This is a genomic window from Ensifer sp. GW101-20A05, assembly GCF_059424735.1.
The window spans coordinates 319,731-336,411 of record NZ_JBWKZT010000001.1 but is presented as its reverse complement, the minus strand read 5'-3'; the positions used below and the strand labels follow the sequence as shown (position 1 = coordinate 336,411).

At 63.9% G+C, this 16,681-nt stretch carries 18 protein-coding genes; 5 read left to right on the top strand and 13 right to left on the bottom strand.

The window, feature by feature from the left end:
• Positions 1-34 precede the first annotated feature (34 nt).
• A complete protein-coding gene (locus AC070A_RS01775) occupies positions 35-637 on the bottom strand; it encodes a class I SAM-dependent methyltransferase (RefSeq protein ID WP_112994466.1) in 603 nt (200 codons plus the stop codon).
• A 91-nt stretch (positions 638-728) separates the two neighbouring features.
• On the bottom strand, positions 729-1,601 hold the full coding sequence (locus AC070A_RS01770; protein WP_255571029.1) for an arginase family protein: 873 nt from the start codon (positions 1,599-1,601) through the stop codon (positions 729-731).
• Positions 1,602-1,720: 119 nt separating this feature from the next.
• Here AC070A_RS01770 and AC070A_RS01765 point away from each other — a divergent pair, with 119 nt between their 5' ends.
• Positions 1,721-2,380 carry a LysE family translocator gene (locus AC070A_RS01765; RefSeq protein ID WP_112994465.1) on the top strand — a complete coding sequence of 220 codons (660 nt, stop codon included), beginning with the start codon at positions 1,721-1,723 and terminating at the stop codon, positions 2,378-2,380.
• Between the two features lie 133 nt (positions 2,381-2,513).
• On the opposite strand, the gene AC070A_RS01760 is transcribed toward AC070A_RS01765, so the two are convergent.
• Both AC070A_RS01760 and AC070A_RS01755 read right to left on the bottom strand, forming a co-directional pair.
• Complete coding sequence (locus AC070A_RS01760) at positions 2,514-2,960, bottom strand: hypothetical protein (protein WP_057253765.1); 447 nt, start codon at positions 2,958-2,960, stop codon at positions 2,514-2,516.
• A gap of 162 nt (positions 2,961-3,122) precedes the next feature.
• Positions 3,123-4,760 (bottom strand): arylsulfatase, encoded by a 1,638-nt coding sequence (locus AC070A_RS01755; protein WP_492384644.1) that lies wholly within the window; start codon positions 4,758-4,760, stop codon positions 3,123-3,125.
• Positions 4,761-5,313: 553 nt separating this feature from the next.
• Here AC070A_RS01755 and AC070A_RS01750 point away from each other — a divergent pair.
• The 3 genes from AC070A_RS01750 (at position 5,314) to recX (ending at position 8,406) form a co-directional block, all read left to right on the top strand.
• Complete coding sequence (locus AC070A_RS01750) at positions 5,314-6,543, top strand: aminotransferase-like domain-containing protein (RefSeq protein ID WP_113479420.1); 1,230 nt, start codon at positions 5,314-5,316, stop codon at positions 6,541-6,543.
• Positions 6,544-6,812: 269 nt separating this feature from the next.
• Complete coding sequence (locus tag AC070A_RS01745; RefSeq protein ID WP_113479421.1) at positions 6,813-7,583, top strand: siderophore-interacting protein; 771 nt, start codon at positions 6,813-6,815, stop codon at positions 7,581-7,583.
• Between the two features lie 262 nt (positions 7,584-7,845).
• Positions 7,846-8,406, top strand: coding sequence for a recombination regulator RecX (gene recX / locus AC070A_RS01740; RefSeq protein ID WP_255571028.1), 561 nt, complete (start codon positions 7,846-7,848; stop codon positions 8,404-8,406).
• A gap of 21 nt (positions 8,407-8,427) precedes the next feature.
• On the opposite strand, the gene AC070A_RS01735 is transcribed toward recX, so the two are convergent.
• Entirely contained in the window at positions 8,428-8,895 is a 468-nt protein-coding gene (locus tag AC070A_RS01735; RefSeq protein ID WP_113479422.1) for a group III truncated hemoglobin, read from the bottom strand.
• Positions 8,896-9,045: 150 nt separating this feature from the next.
• A complete protein-coding gene (locus AC070A_RS01730) occupies positions 9,046-9,555 on the bottom strand; it encodes an NUDIX hydrolase (RefSeq protein WP_113479423.1) in 510 nt (169 codons plus the stop codon).
• A gap of 338 nt (positions 9,556-9,893) precedes the next feature.
• On the opposite strand from AC070A_RS01730, the gene AC070A_RS01725 reads away from it, so the two are divergent.
• Positions 9,894-10,325, top strand: a complete 432-nt coding sequence (locus AC070A_RS01725; RefSeq protein ID WP_112994464.1) for a GNAT family N-acetyltransferase — start codon at positions 9,894-9,896, stop codon at positions 10,323-10,325.
• 22 nt (positions 10,326-10,347) lie between these two features.
• On the opposite strand, the gene AC070A_RS01720 is transcribed toward AC070A_RS01725, so the two are convergent.
• From AC070A_RS01720 to AC070A_RS01690, 7 genes are all read right to left on the bottom strand, one after another.
• On the bottom strand, positions 10,348-10,689 hold the full coding sequence (locus tag AC070A_RS01720) for a DUF6616 family protein (RefSeq protein WP_057253779.1): 342 nt from the start codon (positions 10,687-10,689) through the stop codon (positions 10,348-10,350).
• Positions 10,690-11,077: 388 nt separating this feature from the next.
• Complete coding sequence (locus AC070A_RS01715) at positions 11,078-11,872, bottom strand: DUF1194 domain-containing protein (RefSeq protein WP_057253782.1); 795 nt, start codon at positions 11,870-11,872, stop codon at positions 11,078-11,080.
• 92 nt (positions 11,873-11,964) lie between these two features.
• The gene (locus tag AC070A_RS01710) at positions 11,965-12,783 is read right to left on the bottom strand and encodes an arginase family protein (protein ID WP_057253784.1); all 819 of its coding nucleotides are present in this window, start codon (positions 12,781-12,783) and stop codon (positions 11,965-11,967) included.
• Positions 12,784-12,912: 129 nt separating this feature from the next.
• The gene (locus AC070A_RS01705; RefSeq protein WP_057253786.1) at positions 12,913-13,797 is read right to left on the bottom strand and encodes an NAD(P)/FAD-dependent oxidoreductase; all 885 of its coding nucleotides are present in this window, start codon (positions 13,795-13,797) and stop codon (positions 12,913-12,915) included.
• A gap of 195 nt (positions 13,798-13,992) precedes the next feature.
• Positions 13,993-14,427, bottom strand: a complete 435-nt coding sequence (locus AC070A_RS01700) for an Rrf2 family transcriptional regulator (RefSeq protein WP_057253788.1) — start codon at positions 14,425-14,427, stop codon at positions 13,993-13,995.
• A 524-nt stretch (positions 14,428-14,951) separates the two neighbouring features.
• Positions 14,952-15,683, bottom strand: a complete 732-nt coding sequence (locus AC070A_RS01695) for a hypothetical protein (protein WP_057253792.1) — start codon at positions 15,681-15,683, stop codon at positions 14,952-14,954.
• Between the two features lie 72 nt (positions 15,684-15,755).
• Complete coding sequence (locus tag AC070A_RS01690; RefSeq protein WP_057253794.1) at positions 15,756-16,679, bottom strand: DMT family transporter; 924 nt, start codon at positions 16,677-16,679, stop codon at positions 15,756-15,758.
• Positions 16,680-16,681 lie beyond the last annotated feature (2 nt).

The window sequence follows — 16,681 nt, the reverse complement described above, 5'->3', positions numbered from 1 at the left end:
GCCGCAGGGCAATGCCCGCGAGCGACGGGGCGCTTCAGGCTGAGCGGACTGCCGCCACATGCAGCCAGCGCGTCGGCTCGCCGTCGTAACCGCCGCCGTCCGCTTCGCGCATCTGGATGTCCGACCAGCCGGCATCTTCGAAACGGTCGCGCAGCCATTCTGCCGAAGGATAGTTGTAGTAGCGGCCGAAACGGTCGTGGCCTTCCACTTTGCCCGCCTTGAAGCTCGCTTGCAGAAAACCGCCCGGCCGGAGCGCCTGGCGAATGCGGGCAAGCACATCGGCAAGTTCGGCGCGCGGCACATGCAATAGCGATGCTTCCGCCCAGATGCCGTCGAAGCGCTCCTGCCAATCAATCTCCTGAAACCTGACGACCTCGACCTTGCGGTCGATCCGGTGTTCCGCTTCACGCGCCAGTTCCGCCGAGCCGTCACAGGCGGTGACGTCGAGACCGTGCCCCAGCATGGCAAGGCTGTCGTGCCCGCCGCCGCAGCCGAGGTCGAGCACGGCGGCACCCGGCGGAAGTTTGCGCATGAAGGCGTCGAGCCGGGCGGTCGGCGGTTTGCGTTCGCGCGCCGCATAGGTCGCGGCATTGTCGCGGTAGAAGGCAAGGGTATCGTCGGTGTCGGGTTTTGTCATGAATGTTCCCGGCTGTCGGTGCTGGGTCTGAGGTGAAGAGTGGGAGGGAGCAGCGACCTGAAACGGTAGAAGGGTTGCGTCGCCGCTTCGGCTAAGCTTTCCCGCCGATCAGCGGCAGCGCCCGCAGCATGTTGCGGATGGCGATCGCGTCCCAGGGCAGGTGTTCGGTGATGCCGAGCCCGACGACCTCTGCTTCGGCTGCCACGTCGTTCAGCAGGCGAACGACCTCGGGGATCGTCATCCGCCCCTGAGGGATGCCGGCGAAGGCGCCGGGGGCAGCATCCGGCCGTGAAAAGTAAAGCGAACGGAGACCGGTCGGGTCGAGGACATCAAGGTCGAAATGGATGGCCACATGCCGCGCGCCGGTGGCGTGGAGCCAGTCGAGCACCGGCTTGCTCGACCCGATCAGTTCGGACGGTGTCGCGATGTTGAGCCCCAGGCGGTCGACGGGTGCGCGTTCGGCCGGCGACATGTCGTAGAGGCCGGCATACATCACCCTTTCGGGTTTTATCGGTCTCGTGACCCTTTTCGTAAAATCCGGGTCGCCTTCGCCCATCAGTTGGGCGAGCACCATGGTATGCGCATGCGTGCTTTGATCGGGCGTCCTGATATCCGGATGGGCGTCGACCCAGAGAACCGCAAGCTCGCCTTCATAGCGTTCGTTGAGATAGGCGAAGGGTGCAAGGTCGACTGCGCAATCGCCGCCGAGGACGACGATCTTGTCCGGCGCTTCTTTCTTCAGGATCTCTTCAGCCGCATCGAGCTGACGGAGGAGGGCAGTGCGGGCGACGATGCCGTCCTCCACGGCAAGCTCGGTGCCATCCGGTTCCGGCACCTCGACGGTTGCCACCGGCCCGGTGGCGGCGGGCGCCAGAAAGGCGAGCAGTTGCGCGCCAAAGTGATAGGCTTCCAGTGTTCCGCCCTGCCATTGCGGGATCTGCAGGCGCAATGTCTTGCCGCTCAAGGCTGCCTCCTGTGCTTTGTCCGGGCCTTTCCACCACCCTAGGTCGTTCAAGTCTATCGCGCAAATCGACATATCCGCCGGTTCCGCGTAAGCATTCCGCATTCACATCCGGAACGCCCATGGCCGATATTGCTGTTCTCCTCACCTTCGTCGCTGCGCTGTTCGTTCTCGAAATCACGCCCGGTCCGGACATGATGCTGGTTCTTGCGCGCGGGATCGGGCAGGGGCGTCGGGTTGCGCTCTTGACGGTCGTCGGCATGGTCTTCGTTGCCGGCGTGGTGCAGGTGGGCCTGCTGGTGCTCGGCGTCGCCTCGCTGCTCAGCGCCTATCCGGCCGGGCTCATGGTGCTGCAATGGGCCGGTGCCGGCTATATGCTCTATCTCGGCGCGCGGATGGTCTGGTCGAGCTTCGGCGACCGGAAAAAGAAGAAGCTTGCGGCGGCCTATGTTTCCGATTGGACCGCAGTCCGCCAGGGAACGATCAACAGCCTGACCAATCCCAAGTCGCTGCTCTTCATGTTTGCCTGCCTGCCGCAGTTCGTCGATCCGTCCGCCGGCCCCGTTTGGCTGCAGCTTGCCGTGCTCGGCACCGTCCAGAAGCTTGCGGGCATCCTGTCGCTCGGGTCCGTGGCGCTCGCCTCGGGAACGGTTGGGCAGATGCTCTATCGCGCGCCGCGCCTGCTCGTCTGGCAGGAGCGTTTCACCGGCGCCGTCATGCTCGGGCTCGGTTTCCGGCTCCTGTTCTCGGGCAGCGGCGGCGCGCCGGCGGTCAGAACATAAAGCGTCCTTGCCCCGCTTGTGGCGAGGTTCGCGCGCTCGACTTGCCGCAATGGGCAGAGTGCGCCGGGCCGGGGCCGGGGCTCTGTCTCGTCGTGTCGATCGTGGCCGTGTGCGAGACCGGCTCCTTAACGTCTCACTTGGCGGCTTGGGTGGCGCCGAGGACGTAGCCTCCGTCCCAGTGCCAGATCTGCTTGTCGTCGACCGTGACCTTCACGATCGCCTGGAAACCGGCGAGCGTGCCGCTGCCCGCATGAAACGCACAGGTTCCAAGCGGCGGACTGGCCGATTCGTAGACGATGCAGTATCCGAGCGCCGAGTCGCCGTTTCCGACGGCGATGACCGCGTTGCTGCTGGAAAAGAGCGGATTGGTGATCACCGGTCCGTAGTAGAGGATCTTGGTGCCCGCCGGGATCGCCTCAAGGTTCGATTCCGTGATGGTGCAGAAGCTCGGCGTGTCGCCGGTGAACTGGCTGCACTCCTTGGAGATCTTCAGGGGTTGCGTCGCGGGCGCCGTGGGTGCCGCAAAGGCTGCGGATGCCAGCGCCAGGGTGGCGCCAGCCGACAGGATAAACAGTCTCATGGCCTAGTCCCTCCGGTCGAATGAAGGGCGAAATTCTACTCTTCAGCTCCTCTGTCCGCAATTTCGTTCCTTTGAACTCTCCGGCAACGGGTGCGGCTTCTTCCGCCGCCGCCATCCCGCAGAGGCTGCCCTGCGAGATGGAAGCGGCGAGGGGCATCATGCCTATTGTTTGCCGCCGGTCGAGAGCTTGTCCATCACCTCGTCGAGATTGAAGCTTGCCGGCTTCTGGCGGATCGGGAACTCCCTGAAGCTTTCCAGCCACTTGGCGACCAGCGCCTGCGAGGGCACGAGGATGAAGGCGCGCTCTGCCATCCAGCGGTCGTATTCGAAGGATTCCGGGCCGCGCTCGAAGGGGTCGGCGCGGATGTTGATGATCCAGGGGACGCGAAGGCTGGTGAATTCGCGCTGCCAGACGCCGATGCCGGTGTGTTCCTGGATCTTGAAGTTGACCTTCCAGTCCTGCACCCGGATCGCCACCAGTTCGCCGTCGTCGTTCCAGTAGAGGAATTCGCGCCGGGGCGAATCCATCACTTCGCCGCGGAAGAAGGGCATCAGGTTGAAGCCGTCGAGGTGGACCTTGAAGGTCTTGCTGCCGGCCTCATAGCCGGTGAGGCACTTCGCCACGATATCCGGCTCGCCCGCGGCGGCGCAGAAGGTCGGGATCAGGTCGTAATGCGAGAACATGTCATTATAGACCGTGTTCGGCTTGATGACGCCCGGCCAGCGGATCAGCATCGGAACGCGATATCCCCCTTCCCAGTTGGTGGCCTTCTCGCCACGGAAGGGTGTCGTACCGCCATCCGGCCAGCTCATCACTTCGGCGCCGTTGTCGGTCGTGTAGATGACGATGGTGTTTTCGAGAACGCCAAGATCCTCGAGCTTCTTGAGCAGCTCGCCGACATGGCCGTCATGCTCCACCATGCCGTCGGGGTAGAGACCCTTGCCGGTCTTGCCTTGAGACTCTGCCTTCAGGTGCGTGAAGATATGCATGCGGGTCGAGTTGAAATAGCAGAACCACGGCTTCTGGGCATTGTGCTGGCGGTCGATGAAATCGAGGGCGGCCGCCAGGAACTCGCTGTCGACCGTTTCCATGCGCTTCTTCGTCAGCGCGCCGGTATCCTCGATCCGGCCATCGGCATAGGAGTGGATGACGCCGCGCGGGCCGAAGCGCTTGGCAAATTCCGGGCTCTTCGGATAATCGGGATTTTCCGGCTCCTCCTCGGCATTGAGGTGGTAAAGGTTGCCGAAGAACTCGTCGAAGCCGTGGGCGGTCGGCAGGAACTCGTCCTTGTCGCCCAGGTGGTTCTTGCCGAACTGGCCGGTGGCATAGCCCTGCGCCTTGAGCAGTTCGGCAACGGTCGGGTCTTCCGGCTGCAGGCCGAGATCGGCGCCGGGCAGGCCGACTTTCGTCAGGCCGGTGCGGATCGGCGACTGGCCGGTGATGAAGGCGGCGCGCCCGGCGGTGCAGCTCTGCTCGCCATACCAATCGGTGAAGAGAGCACCCTCATTGCCGATGCGATCGATGTTGGGCGTGCGATAGCCCATCATGCCGCGGTGATAGATGCTCGGATTGAGCCAGCCGATATCGTCGCCCATAATCATCAGGATGTTCGGCTTGCCGCCGCCGGCGGCAGGCGCTGCTGATTGCTGCGCGTGCGCTGCGGGGGCGGAGACGGTCAGCGCCGCTGCGGTCAATGCACTGCCACCAAGCAGCAGGTCGCGGCGGCTGACACTCAAAAGCGGTTCGTTCTGAGGCTGTCCGTTCTGTTCGGGTTGATCGGATATTGGATGCTTGCTCATGGCATGTCGCTCCATATCGCCAGTGGATCGGGACCTTTGTGCCGCGTCATTGCTGCGATCGGGCCTGCGATCGGATCGAGCCGAGGGCAAATCATGCGGCACGTGAAAGCGCTGCAGCGGCCGTTGACGTCCGTCCGGACAGACGGCGCTGCCATGAAACACAATCGGTGGACGCATGACTGTGCGCCCGGCAGAGGCAGGCGGCAAGAGCGTAACAGTTACGCAGTGGCTTGCTTTGCCCGGGGCCGCGTGGCATTCGGCTTGGACTGACGTAACGTCAGGCCCCGGACGCAACGTGCAAAGAGCCCAAAAAGCCCGAAAAACGCACGGATTTAGGTCAATAATATTGACATAAATTAGCCATCGTGGTCCTGTCGCTTCGCCGTCCAGAGCGTCGCGCTCTCAAGTGGGATCGCTTGAAGTGGAAAGATGCTCTAGAACGAAAATGCCCGAGCGTCCTTTGTGCGTTCACCTGAAAGCACGGCGCTCTACAACGACGCGGGAGAAAGCGGAGAACCGCTTTCCGCACCAATAATCTCTGAGGAAACACCCCATGCTGGATTGGGAACACATCTTCGCGACGCGCTCGAGCCGGATGCGCGCCTCGGAAATCCGCGAACTTTTGAAGCTGCTCGATCGTCCTGACATCATCTCGTTTGCCGGCGGCATTCCCGACCCCGCGCTGTTTCCGGATGCGGAATTCAAGGACGCCTATGCGGAGATCTTCGCAGGCCCGGCCGTTGGCGCGGCGCTGCAGTATTCGGTCAGCGAAGGCTACAAGCCACTGCGCGAATGGCTCGCCAAGCAGATGGAAAAAATCGGCATTCCCGCAGGCGCCGACAACATCTTCATCACTTCGGGTTCGCAGCAAGGCCTCGATTATCTCGGCAAGCTGTTCCTGTCGCCGAACGATACCGCACTCGTCACCTGGCCGACCTATCTCGGTGCGCTGCAGGCCTTCAACGCCTATGAGCCGACCTACGACCAGCTGAACCCGAACGGCAACCGCACGCCGGAAGCCTACCGCCAGGCGGCAGGCGAAGCGGGCGGCCGCGTCAAGTTCGCCTATCTGTCGGCCGATTTCGCCAACCCCACCGGCGAGACCGTCGACCGGGCCGGCCGCGAGCGCGTGCTGGCGCTTGCCGAAGACCTCGACATCGCCGTCATCGAAGACGCGGCCTACCAGTCGCTGCGCTACGACGGCGAGCCGGTGCCGCCGATCCTGGCGCTCGAAATCGCGCGCAAGGGCGACATCAACAACACCCGCACGATCTATTGCGGCTCGTTCTCGAAGACGCTGGCCCCGGGCCTTCGCGTCGGCTGGGTCTGCGCCTCGGAAAAGGTGATCCGCAAACTGGTGCTTCTGAAGCAGGCGGCCGATCTCCATTCCTCGACGATCAACCAGATGGCGATCTGCACGGTTGCCGAGCGCGGCTTCGACCAGCAGGTGGCCAAGATCCACCGGGTCTACAAGCAGCGCCGCAACGCCATGCTGGGGGCGCTCGAAAAGTACATGCCCGAGGGTGTTTCCTGGACGAAGCCGGAAGGTGGCATGTTCGTCTGGGTGACGCTGCCGAAGGGCATGGATGGTGCGGCACTGCTGGCGAAATCGATCGAGACGGTGAAGGTCGCCTTCGTGCCCGGCCGCGCCTTCTTTGCCGACGGCTCGGGCGAAAATACGCTGCGCGTCTCCTTCTCCTGCGCCAACGACCAGATGATCGACGAGGGCATTCGCCGCCTCGGCGATCTCGTCCGCGGCGAAGCGGCGGCGCTGGCTGCCTAAGACGCCAAGCTTCCGGTCCAGAAAAAGAACGCGTCCGCTTCGGCGGGCGCGTTTTTCTTTTGGCTGGAAAACCTTCGTGTTTTGGTCAAGATGACGCATTGATCGAAGCGGCGTCCTCCGATAGACAGAAAGCGTGACATGACCGGGCGTATCCCGGCCACGTAAGCGTTAACGTCACTCAACGCGTATGATCGAACGGCTTGAAGCGGCTTCGATCTGCGCGACTGTGTCCTGCGGATCGAGGTTTTCGAGCCCCCTAAGGGATGCAAATGGACAATCCTCTCAACTATTCCAACCTTGCTGCGCCGCGCATCGAGCGTGTTCGCCATGAGCTCAGGCGGCGGTCTCTCGTCGTCTCCGGCATCGAGCGTATTACGCCCGGCATGCTCAGGATCACGCTTTCCGGCGAAGATCTCGCGGACTTCGTCAGCCTCGGGGCGGACGACCACATCAAGATCTTCGTGCCCGGAGTCGACGGCACCGTGGAACACCGGGACTATACGCCCCGGCGCTACGACAACGACGCACGCATCCTGGCGCTCGATTTCGCGCTGCACGAGGCGGGGCCCGTGACCGCCTGGGCGATGAATGCTGCGGTCGGCGATCACCTCGAAATCGGCGGGCCGCGCGGTTCGGCCGTCGTCTCGGGAGATTTCCGGCGCTGGCTGCTGATCGGCGACGAAACGGCGCTGCCGGCCATCGGGCGGCGGATCGAAGAGACGCCTGATGGCCACGAGATCACCAGTATCGCGGCTGTCACCGGGCCGGACGAACGCCAGGCCTTCCGCACCGAAGCGGCGCTCACGACCCATTGGGCCTATCGTCCGCTCGATAGGGCGAGCGACCCTTCGGCGCTGCTCTCGGTCGTGCGTTCGGTGAAGCTCGAGCCCGGCACCTTCGTGTGGATTGCGGCTGAGGCCGCGGTGACACGGGCGATCCGCAGCCATTTCGTCGAGGAGCGTGGCCTGCCGCTCACCTGGCTCAAGGCCTCCGGCTACTGGGTGAAGGGTAAGGCGGACAGCACCGAGAAGTTCGACTAGCGACCGCGAGAACGGAGGGCCACCGGTTCGAAAGATCCGCGCGGCCCTTCCGTCGCGGCGCCCTCATGCCCGCGCCCGCCTTTCGGTGCGCTCGCCGCCATTCCAACGGAACAACGCCCGCGAAAACTGTGAGCCGGGTTGGCTGCGGAATTGCCTTGTCCGGGAGAGTCAGGTCATTTCGCATTTCGATGCGGCGCTGGTCCGATCCCTCGGATCGCGATCGGCTGTTGCTGACTGTGGTCACTACGAGGGTAGGGCAGGCTTGAACCTCAACGACGAGACAGAGCAATCGGATCAGCCGACGCCACGCATGTATGCCTGGGCGCGCAATTCCGCGGCCTATCGGCTTCACCGCCAGATGCTGACGGAGAAGCAGCTTTTCGATGCGATCGCGCGCAAGGCGCGGGAGAAGTTCGAGGATATCAGCACCACCCAGGTAGAGTTACTGGCCGCTGCCGCCGTGACCTTCGCCTATGACAACGGCGCGCTCAACGATCAGGCCTATGCCGAGATCAAGACCCGCTCGGGCATGCGCGGCGGCAAGTCGAAGCGGGCGATCGCGCAGAAACTGTCGCAGAAGGGCATCGCGAAAACCGATGTCGCAGCGGCGGTTGCGGAGGCCGACGATCTTTATGCCGCCGTCGTTCTTGCGCGGAAGCGCGCTTTCGGCCCGTTTCGCAAGATCGATCTCGACGAGAAGCGCACGATGAAGGAGCTTTCCGCCTTTGCGAGGGGCGGTTTCAGTTTCGAGCTGGGCAAGCGGGTTTTCGCAATGTCCTTTGACGAGGCCGAGGAAATCCTGATCGCAGGCCGCTTGCTCTGACGGCAGGGCAAAGCCCGGTCGTTACCCGCGCTTCAGCGCGGGGTCGTCGAGGGCGGGATTGTAGAAGAGGGAAAGCGTCAGGCTGCGGGCAATACGCTCGGCCGTCGCCATGAACCAGGCCTTGGCCTCCTGGTTGGGCGCGATGTCGTCGAGGGTGGTGGAGAAGAGTTCCAGCCATTTCGGGAAGAGATCCGGCGTCAGTTTGGCGACGCCGACATGGGCCTGCACCGGCTTGCCGCCATAGGCGCCGTTGCGGAAGGCGACGGCCGACCAGAAGCTCTTCATCTTTTCCATATGCTCCGGCCAGCGGCCCGAAAGCCTGGCGTCGAAGACGGGCCCAAGCTCCGGATGGGCGAGCACGCGCCCGTAGAACGTATCGACCAGATGACCGATGAAAGTCTCGTCGACGCCGATCGCCTTCATCTCGGCTTCCGCCCGTTCGCGGATCGCCGCGACATGGACGGCGCGGCCCTGCAGTTCGTCGTTCATCCTATTACCCCGGCTTCGGCCCTCGGCTTTGCCGGCCTCATATAGGCGCTGTTGCGCCGGCGCCAAAGACCGAACCGCCGATTGCGGCAATCTGTCGTCAATGCGGGGGCGAGTGTTTGCGGTTTGGACGGGACCGCAGGAAGCCATCGTTCAGCGCGGCACGAATTCGACCAGCAGCGACTTCAGCTCGATTTCGCGGACACGGCGCGCCGCTTCGTCGGGACTGACCCAGGCGAGAACGCGCTCGCCGCGCTCCTTGAAATCATCCGCGATTTCATCGACTTCGATCTGAAAGATATCGACCACGCAGGGCACGACGTCGCCGTCATCGAGCGATTTCAGATAGGTGTAGCTGCCGACCGGCTTTTTCCGGACCTTGCCGCGTACGCCGGCCTCCTGCCAGGCCTCGATTTCCGCCGCCTCGTATGGCTTCTTGCGCTTCATCGGCCATCCCTTGGGAATGACCCAGCGACCGCTCTCACGCGAAGTGACCACCAGGATTTCGATGCCGCTGCCATTTTTCGTTGGGCGGAAGCAAAGCGCGGCGATTTGCTGGCGAAACGACCCTGAAAACAGCTTCTCGGGCGATCTTGCAAGTTGTTGCAAGAGCGTTCCGGCCTTGCCGGTCTTTTGCCCGCTGTCCTTCTTGGTCGATTTCATGCGTCCCTTTTCTGTCGCGCCCTTGTTGCGAGCGCCGGCAGTTTCGCGGCGAGATACTAATGGCAACCGCTTGTTACGCGGAAGCGGTGGCGGATGGCAATCCGATGATCGGGCGTGCTTCATCCACCGAATATTTGCCGCCGCGAGGCGCGCAACTGCGCGCGCCAAGCGTCCCACTTCGTAACCGTTACGTACAACTGTCGCCGCGCTAAGGCGCCATCCCCGCCGCCGGCGACCGCTGGCGGCGGGGATGGCGCCCTTTTGGGGCCCGCATTCCATCGTCATTGCGTGGATCGCTCAATCGCCGTAGGTTCCCGCGAAAATTGCGGAACCGGGCCATGCGAATTCGACCTGCGGTCAAGGATGACCATCCGGCGCTCTGTGCGATCGACACCGTTGCGGCGGGCGACCCAACACGATGCGCTGATATCGCCGGCTGGCTGGAAAATGGCTGCTGCCATCTGGTCCAGATCGATGGCGAGGTTGCGGCCTATGGCGTGCTGACCCGCCACTTCTTTGGTCACGCCTTCATCGAGATGCTGATGGTCGGAGCCTCCCATCGCCGGCGTGGTCTCGGCGCGGCGTTGATCGGGCATTTCCAGGCGATGTGCGCCGGCTCAAAACTCTTTACCTCGACCAACATGTCCAACCGCGTCATGCAGGATCTGCTGATCAGGGCCGGTTTTCGGCCGAGTGGCTATATCGACAATCTGGACGAGAACGACCCGGAGATCGTTTTCTACAGCCCTCTCAAGCCGATCGCGAGTTAAGGAAGCGGGACACAGGCAGGACCTATGCGGCTTCGCCGAGCTGCGTAAGGTGGCCGGCAAAATCGATGCCTTTGCCGCCGGCGTTGATCGTGTCGAAATACTCATGCCAGCCGGATTGCGCGATACCCGAAACGAGCGCTTCCAGCGCCGTCGCATCCGGACAGCGCCACACCGCGAAGAAGGTCTGCGAGGCCGCGTGCAGCTTGGACTGGTCGACCTTGCCGAAGGTGATCAGCTCCACGCCGAGCGCCGTCAGCGCCGGCATGGCGGAGCCGATCGCGGTGAAGAACTGCTGGCGTCCCTGCCTTGAAAGGGCAAGCCACGCCGGCTTGGCGCTGTAAAGTTCGGTCAGGTAGTGAGGCATAGTCTGCTTTCGTGTCTGCTTGTCAGTCTGAAATCGGAGTGTTCGGTCGGAGAGCCGTTTCATGCTCCTGCAATTTCAGAGTCAACACGTTGCCTGTTGTTGGCTGTGGATGGAGATCCCGGTCGTTGACTGAAGCGGCGCGCCTGCAACCGCGCTGATGGCGCATAGCGCCGCGTGCCTTAGCTGGCGCACCTGGCCCTCCGTCATGCTCGGGCTTGACCCGAGCATCCAGAACTGTGGCCTGAGTGTTTTACGTTGCGCGCATGGATCCTCGGGTCGAGCCCGAGGATGACGGGTGGGGATGTGGCGGACTAGAGCATCCTGCCTCCAAGCCGCATCACTTGAGGGCAGAAGGACGCTCCACGGCAACAGGGCAGCAAGATTGTGTCTACCGTCCGATCATCCGCTCCTGCATCTCCTCGCCGATGAAGCAATTGTAGCCGCTGCCGGCCTGAACCGGCCGCACGGTGGCCGGCTCCATGCGACTTACCTCCAGGCCGGAGATCTCGGTGATCAGCTTGCGCAGGATGGCGCTGGCGAACTCGCCGCTATCGGACACCTTCACCAGAAACGCACCGTCGCCGCCGATCACGCATTCGCGGTAATAGGCGTCGAGGTCGGGGATGGAGGCTGAGTCCGAGGCTGCGTGTGTTTTCAGCATGATCGGCAGGCCATCGATGACGATGCCGCGGGCGACGGTGGAATTGCGGGCGACCGGCGCCGGGACGCCGGAATTGTTGGGGCCGTCGCCGGAGATATCGATGACGCGGCGGCTGCCCTCGAAGGGGCTGAAATCGAACAGCCGTCGCGTGAACGCAAGGGTGTTGGAGATCGAGGTGAAGGCGATCCGCCGGATCGGTTGCCGACGCAGGAGCTCGGAATATTGCGCCGCCGTGCCGCGACCGTCGATCAGCGTCCAGGGGGTGACCTGCACCGCCGAGCCGCCCCACTCGACATAGGTGACGGCGATGCGGCCGAGCGGGCCGTTCTCGATGGCCTCGATTAGCTCGGGCTCGAGAAAGGCGGCGACATAACCCTGCCGCTGCAGCCGCTGCTCGTCGAGGTCCATGGAGTAGGAGACGTCGACGGCGAGCACCAGTTCGAGATCGACCGATAGCGGCTTGGCGGAGGCGCTTCCGCCGAGCAGACAGGCGCAGGCAAGAAGGACCGATCTGAGCGTCATTGCAGCCGATACCGAACGCAAGCAGGAGGATCATGCTACGCCCAAACCGGCTGTCCGCAATGAGGAGCGTTGGCAGCCTGCCGAGGGCGAGGTCAGCGGCGCAGCTTTTGCAGAAGCGGTTCCAGTGCCTCGATCAACGGTTCAGGCGTCACCGGTTCGCCGCCCTCCGACCAGGCGTTCTGAAACTCTGCGATCTCCAAGCCGACGACTTTGCTCTTGGCAAGGACTTCGCAGGCCGCGCGCAAGTCGTCGAGCGACAGCCCGTCGTCATGCTGATAATCGGTCGGGACGATGCCAGGGTTCAGCACGTCGCAGTCGAGATGGATATAGACAGGCCTGCCGGCGACGGCCTCGGCAAGCTTCTGCGCAAGGTCGGCGCCGGGGCGGATATGCGGGATGTGCCCCACAGCGATGAGGCTAACTTCGAACAGATCGAGGTCGCGCTGCCCGACCAGGACGACATTGCGAACGGAGACACCGTGCCCAAGGCCGGATTTCCAGAGGCCGCACGGCCCCGAAAGCGCCAGCCCGCCGAGATAGCCGGTGCTGCTGGTATCAGGTGTGTTCAGATCGCCATGCGCGTCGAACCAGACGACGACGGCATCGTCATGGTGCCTGGCGACGGCAGGCAGGGTTGCTAGCGACACCGCGCAACGGCTCGTCGCCGCCAGCGAGAACGATCCTTCGGCGTAAACCGCGTCGAAGCGATCCTGCATGCGCCGGAGTGCCGGCATCGCGGCTTCGAGCTCGACCGTCCAATGGCCGTTCAGCGCCGGTTCCGGCTCTCCGATCACGACGGTTTCAAGACCGAGCCTTCGAGCGAGATGGGAGGCGATCGATCGGGCGCCCGGAATGGCCAGGTCATTGTGGTCGCCGGCGCGACCCTGGAAGCAGGTGAGGGCTATTGCCATCGATCACTCCAACTTACGTTCGGACCGAACGAAGCACAGGGGCAGTCGATTTGACAAGGCTGGAAGCCGAACGACGCAGGGCGGATGCGTCCGTTCGGCTTCCACCGCAGGCCCTGCGGTGGCTGCTCTCTATCCGAAAACCAGCGAGCGGTGCAGTTGCGCCCCGGCCCAGGCGCCGTCGCCGACGGCGAGCGAGACGGAGTGGGGAACGCGGCCGACGTCGCCGCAGGCATAGGCGCCGGGAATGGTCGTTTCCTTGGCGGCCGTGGCCCGGATTTGCAGCCCCATCGGTGTTTCCTCGATCTCGCAGCCGAAGCGTTCGGCGATGTCGCTGGCGGGCGTCGTGCGGGTGGCGACGAAGAGGCCGGAGAAGGGCAGGCGGCGGCCGTCTGTCAGCACCACTTCCGCGAGGCCTTCGAGCCTGACGATCGGGGTTTCGTCGATGGTGACACCGCGTTTGACGAGGTCGGCGCGGCCCTCCTTGTCGAGCGCGATGGCGCCATTGGTGAAGAAGGTCACCTTGCCCCATTCGGGAATGAGCTGCGCCTGGTGGATCGACATCGGGCTTGCCGCGATGACCGCGATCTCGCCCTCGTTGAGCTCGTAGCCGTGGCAATAGGGGCAATGGAAGGCGCTTCTGCCCCAGCGCTCGGCCAGCCCCTCGATGTCAGGCAGGCCGTCCTTGACGCCGGTTGCAAAGAGCAGGCGTCGGCCCTCGAAGGACGCACCGTCGGCGGTGGTGACGACGAAGGCGTCCTGCTTGCCGCTGGCGGTCACGGCGCGGCCCTCGATCCAGGTGAGCGTCGGATAGGCGGAGAGCTGCGCCCGCGCGGTTGCGGCGATCTCGCCGGGCGCGATGCCGTCCTGGCCGAGGAAGCCATGGGAGTGGCTGGCAAACCGGTTGCGGCGAATGCCCTCGTCGATGATAGCCACGCGCCGGCGGGCGCGCAGAAGCTGGAGGGCGGCGGCCATGCCGGCATAGCTGCCGCCTATGATGATGACGTCCTGTTGCATCGTTCAAGTCCTTTCGGTTGCGCGCGGACCAGCCCACCGGTTCACGGAACCAGCGCCTCGACCCGAGCCTTTGGGCAATAGAATTCCGGCCGGAAAACCGCGTTTTAAGCGGTTCCGGGAGCCGCTAAATGCGGTTCCGGGAATGCCGGATGTATCGGGATCGATCACGTCATAACGTGGATCGATCGGCTGCTGTCATTGCGATCGAAGCCGGTGCCGCCTTGCGAAATCCTCGGCGAGATCGGCGAGTGTCACATGCGCGAAGCGCTCGAGCAGCAGTGCCTCGGCCTCGGCAAAGGCAGTGTCGAGGGCGGCATTGACCGCCTGCTCGACGAGACATTCCGGCATTTCCTGCCGGTTGCCGATGGCAAAGATCGCGGGTTCGCCGAGCGTCTCATGCAGTTGCCGGAGCGTCACGGTCTTGAGATCGGCGGTGATCGCCCAGCCGCCCGCATGGCCGCGGGCGGAGGAAACGATGCCGGCGTCACGCAGGAAGCCCATGGTGCGGCGGACGACCACCGGATTGGTGCGCATGCAGAGCGCAAGCTCGTCCGAGGTCAAAGGTTCGCCGCGCTCGGCCATGTGGAGAAGCGCGTGCAGAACGGAGGAAAGGCGGCTGTCTTTTTTCATGTAACTTCAATTATTACGAATCGAAGCGTGATGCAAGGGGGGTGTGACGGGCAGCGGGCCTGACGGTGTGGCAAGGCGTTTCTCCAGTCCTCATTCCTGTGCTTGTCACAGGAATCCAGCCGCGCCGCGTCCGCGACGCGAGGGACTTCTTCCCACAAAGCTAGAAGGCATCGCGCCGGGACCGCCTATTACGCCGCGCCGACGCACGGCTGCTGGATCTCTGTGACGAGCACAGAGATGAGGGTGGGTGGGGCTCCCTCACTCCAAACAGCCAGAGAAACTTTGGACGCAACTGACGCCAACAACACCTCCCTCATTCCTGTGCTTGTCACAGGAATCCAGTAGCGCCGCGTTCGCGGCGCTAGGGGCTTCTCCACAAATGTGGGAGTCAGCGCCGGGGTCACATCTCGCGCCGTGCCGACGCACGGCTGCTGGATCTCTGTGACGAGCACCGAGATGAGGGTGGGTGGGGGTCTCTCGTGGCAAGCAGACAGGGCAGCGATGGGGACCATGCTGACCCCAGGCTAAGGCGCCAGATGGATGGCGCCATAGGGGTTGTATTTGAACTCGTCCTCGTCATAGGCATCCACGGGCAGCAGTTTGGCGCCACGGCGCGCCACGACCTTTTCGACACCCTCGGCGAAAACCTCCTCGGCAACGCTGTCGATGATCGCGCTCAGCGCCAGTTCGTCGTCGGACAGGCTTCTTGGCGCGTAGACGTCGGGGATGCCGACCAGATGGAAGCCGATGCTGTAGAGGTATTCGGCGGTGCCGACCGGCCGCTTGCCGAAGGCGAGGCGGCAGGGGCGGGCGAGGGCGGCACCCGTCCAGCCTTCCGCGTCGCGGGCAAGCTGCTGCCATCTGGCAACACCGTGCGCGACGCCGGCGCTCTCGCCCTTGGCGGCCACGATGCCGTTTTCGAGCGTATGAACGACCAGCCGAAGCGCCACGGCCGAAGTCTTGACCGTATCCTCCGCCGTCATCGGCGGGCCGAGCACATAGATGACAGAGCGATGGTCGCCGACAGCCTCTTCGTCGTCTTTAGTCCACGCACCCTTCTGCACGCGATCCCAGCAGACCTCGAAGGACATCGGCATGCGGTCATCCGGCGCGTCCTCGGAAAACGTATAGTCGATCTCGAAGCCGCGGGCGAAACTGTCGATCGCCGACTGGATCATGCCGCACAGCTCGGAGAAGGGCCGCTCTCCGCCGAGCAGGCAGAGCACGTGACGTGGTTTGACTTCGGAAAAGCTCATGGACGTGACCGCTGCCCTGATTGTTTGGTGGAGAGCTTTCGCAAGGACCACCGCAAGATGCAAGCCGTCCTGTCAGCCGAGAACCGGCCGTTGTGCCCGTGCGACGATGATGATGCCGAGAAGCGAGACGGTGAGCCCGGCGGCCATGGCCCAGGAGAGAGGCTCGGCGAACATGACGAAGGCCCAGATCATCGTCACGGGTGGGCTCAGATAGAGGATCGCGGTGACGCGGGCGGGCGAGGACTTCTTGAGCGCCAGGTAATAGAGGCTCCAGGCGCCGAAGGTGGCGATGAAGACCAGCCAGAGGATGCCGCCGACGAAACCCGGATCGAGAACAGGCAGCACGCCGCCTTCGTGCCAGGCGAAAAGGGCAAAGATCGCGGCAGCCGACAGGCACTGGATGCAAAGGCTCTGGTGCACCGGCATGGCGCCTGCCGGGCTGCGTTTCTGCAGAAGTGTGGCCAGCGCCAGCGACAGGGTGCCGAGAACAGGCAGGCCATAGGCCCAGAGCGGAACTTTGCCGAGATCGAGCGACCAGCCGGAGGCGATGAGCACGCCGGTCAGGCCGATGAGGGAGCCGAGCCATTGGCGGGCGTTGAGCGCCTGGCCGAGAATGGGCCAGGAGAGGATCGCGACCGCCAGCGGCAGCATGTCGGCGATCAGCGCCACGAGGCCGGTCGGCACGCCGTAGGAGATGGCGAGCGCAAAGCCGGCGAGATAGCCGGACATGGCGAGTGCGCCGAAGAGCATCTGCGGCGCCGCATTCTTCAGCCGGATTTTCGGCCCGATCGTCAGCGCGAAGGGCAGCAGCAACAGGCCGGAGACGAGGCTGCGCCAGAGCAGGATCAGGAAGATCGGCGCATGGTCGATGGCAAATCGGATGCCGACGAAGCCGGCGCTCCAGGAGACCACCAGCGCCGCTTCGAGCAAGATCAGAATGACGATCGCGGAGAACCGGTTTGCCTGGCGTTGGGGCAGCGCAGCAACGTCGCTCATCT

What these genes read in the sequence shown, in the direction of transcription:
- AC070A_RS01690 (WP_057253794.1), bottom strand. Translation starts at nt 16,679, where the DNA reads ATGAGCGACGTTGCTGCGCTGCCCCAACGCCAGGCAAACCGGTTCTCC.
- AC070A_RS01715 (WP_057253782.1), bottom strand. Translation starts at nt 11,872, where the DNA reads ATGACGCTCAGATCGGTCCTTCTTGCCTGCGCCTGTCTGCTCGGCGGA.
- AC070A_RS01705 (WP_057253786.1), bottom strand. Translation starts at nt 13,797, where the DNA reads ATGCAACAGGACGTCATCATCATAGGCGGCAGCTATGCCGGCATGGCC.
- AC070A_RS01745 (WP_113479421.1), top strand. Translation starts at nt 6,813, where the DNA reads ATGGACAATCCTCTCAACTATTCCAACCTTGCTGCGCCGCGCATCGAG.
- AC070A_RS01710 (WP_057253784.1), bottom strand. Translation starts at nt 12,783, where the DNA reads ATGGCAATAGCCCTCACCTGCTTCCAGGGTCGCGCCGGCGACCACAAT.
- AC070A_RS01735 (WP_113479422.1), bottom strand. Translation starts at nt 8,895, where the DNA reads ATGAACGACGAACTGCAGGGCCGCGCCGTCCATGTCGCGGCGATCCGC.
- AC070A_RS01730 (WP_113479423.1), bottom strand. Translation starts at nt 9,555, where the DNA reads ATGAAATCGACCAAGAAGGACAGCGGGCAAAAGACCGGCAAGGCCGGA.
- AC070A_RS01720 (WP_057253779.1), bottom strand. Translation starts at nt 10,689, where the DNA reads ATGCCTCACTACCTGACCGAACTTTACAGCGCCAAGCCGGCGTGGCTT.
- AC070A_RS01700 (WP_057253788.1), bottom strand. Translation starts at nt 14,427, where the DNA reads ATGAAAAAAGACAGCCGCCTTTCCTCCGTTCTGCACGCGCTTCTCCAC.
- AC070A_RS01755 (WP_492384644.1), bottom strand. Translation starts at nt 4,760, where the DNA reads ATGAGCAAGCATCCAATATCCGATCAACCCGAACAGAACGGACAGCCT.
- AC070A_RS01695 (WP_057253792.1), bottom strand. Translation starts at nt 15,683, where the DNA reads ATGAGCTTTTCCGAAGTCAAACCACGTCACGTGCTCTGCCTGCTCGGC.
- AC070A_RS01760 (WP_057253765.1), bottom strand. Translation starts at nt 2,960, where the DNA reads ATGAGACTGTTTATCCTGTCGGCTGGCGCCACCCTGGCGCTGGCATCC.
- AC070A_RS01725 (WP_112994464.1), top strand. Translation starts at nt 9,894, where the DNA reads ATGCGAATTCGACCTGCGGTCAAGGATGACCATCCGGCGCTCTGTGCG.
- AC070A_RS01750 (WP_113479420.1), top strand. Translation starts at nt 5,314, where the DNA reads ATGCTGGATTGGGAACACATCTTCGCGACGCGCTCGAGCCGGATGCGC.
- AC070A_RS01775 (WP_112994466.1), bottom strand. Translation starts at nt 637, where the DNA reads ATGACAAAACCCGACACCGACGATACCCTTGCCTTCTACCGCGACAAT.
- AC070A_RS01765 (WP_112994465.1), top strand. Translation starts at nt 1,721, where the DNA reads ATGGCCGATATTGCTGTTCTCCTCACCTTCGTCGCTGCGCTGTTCGTT.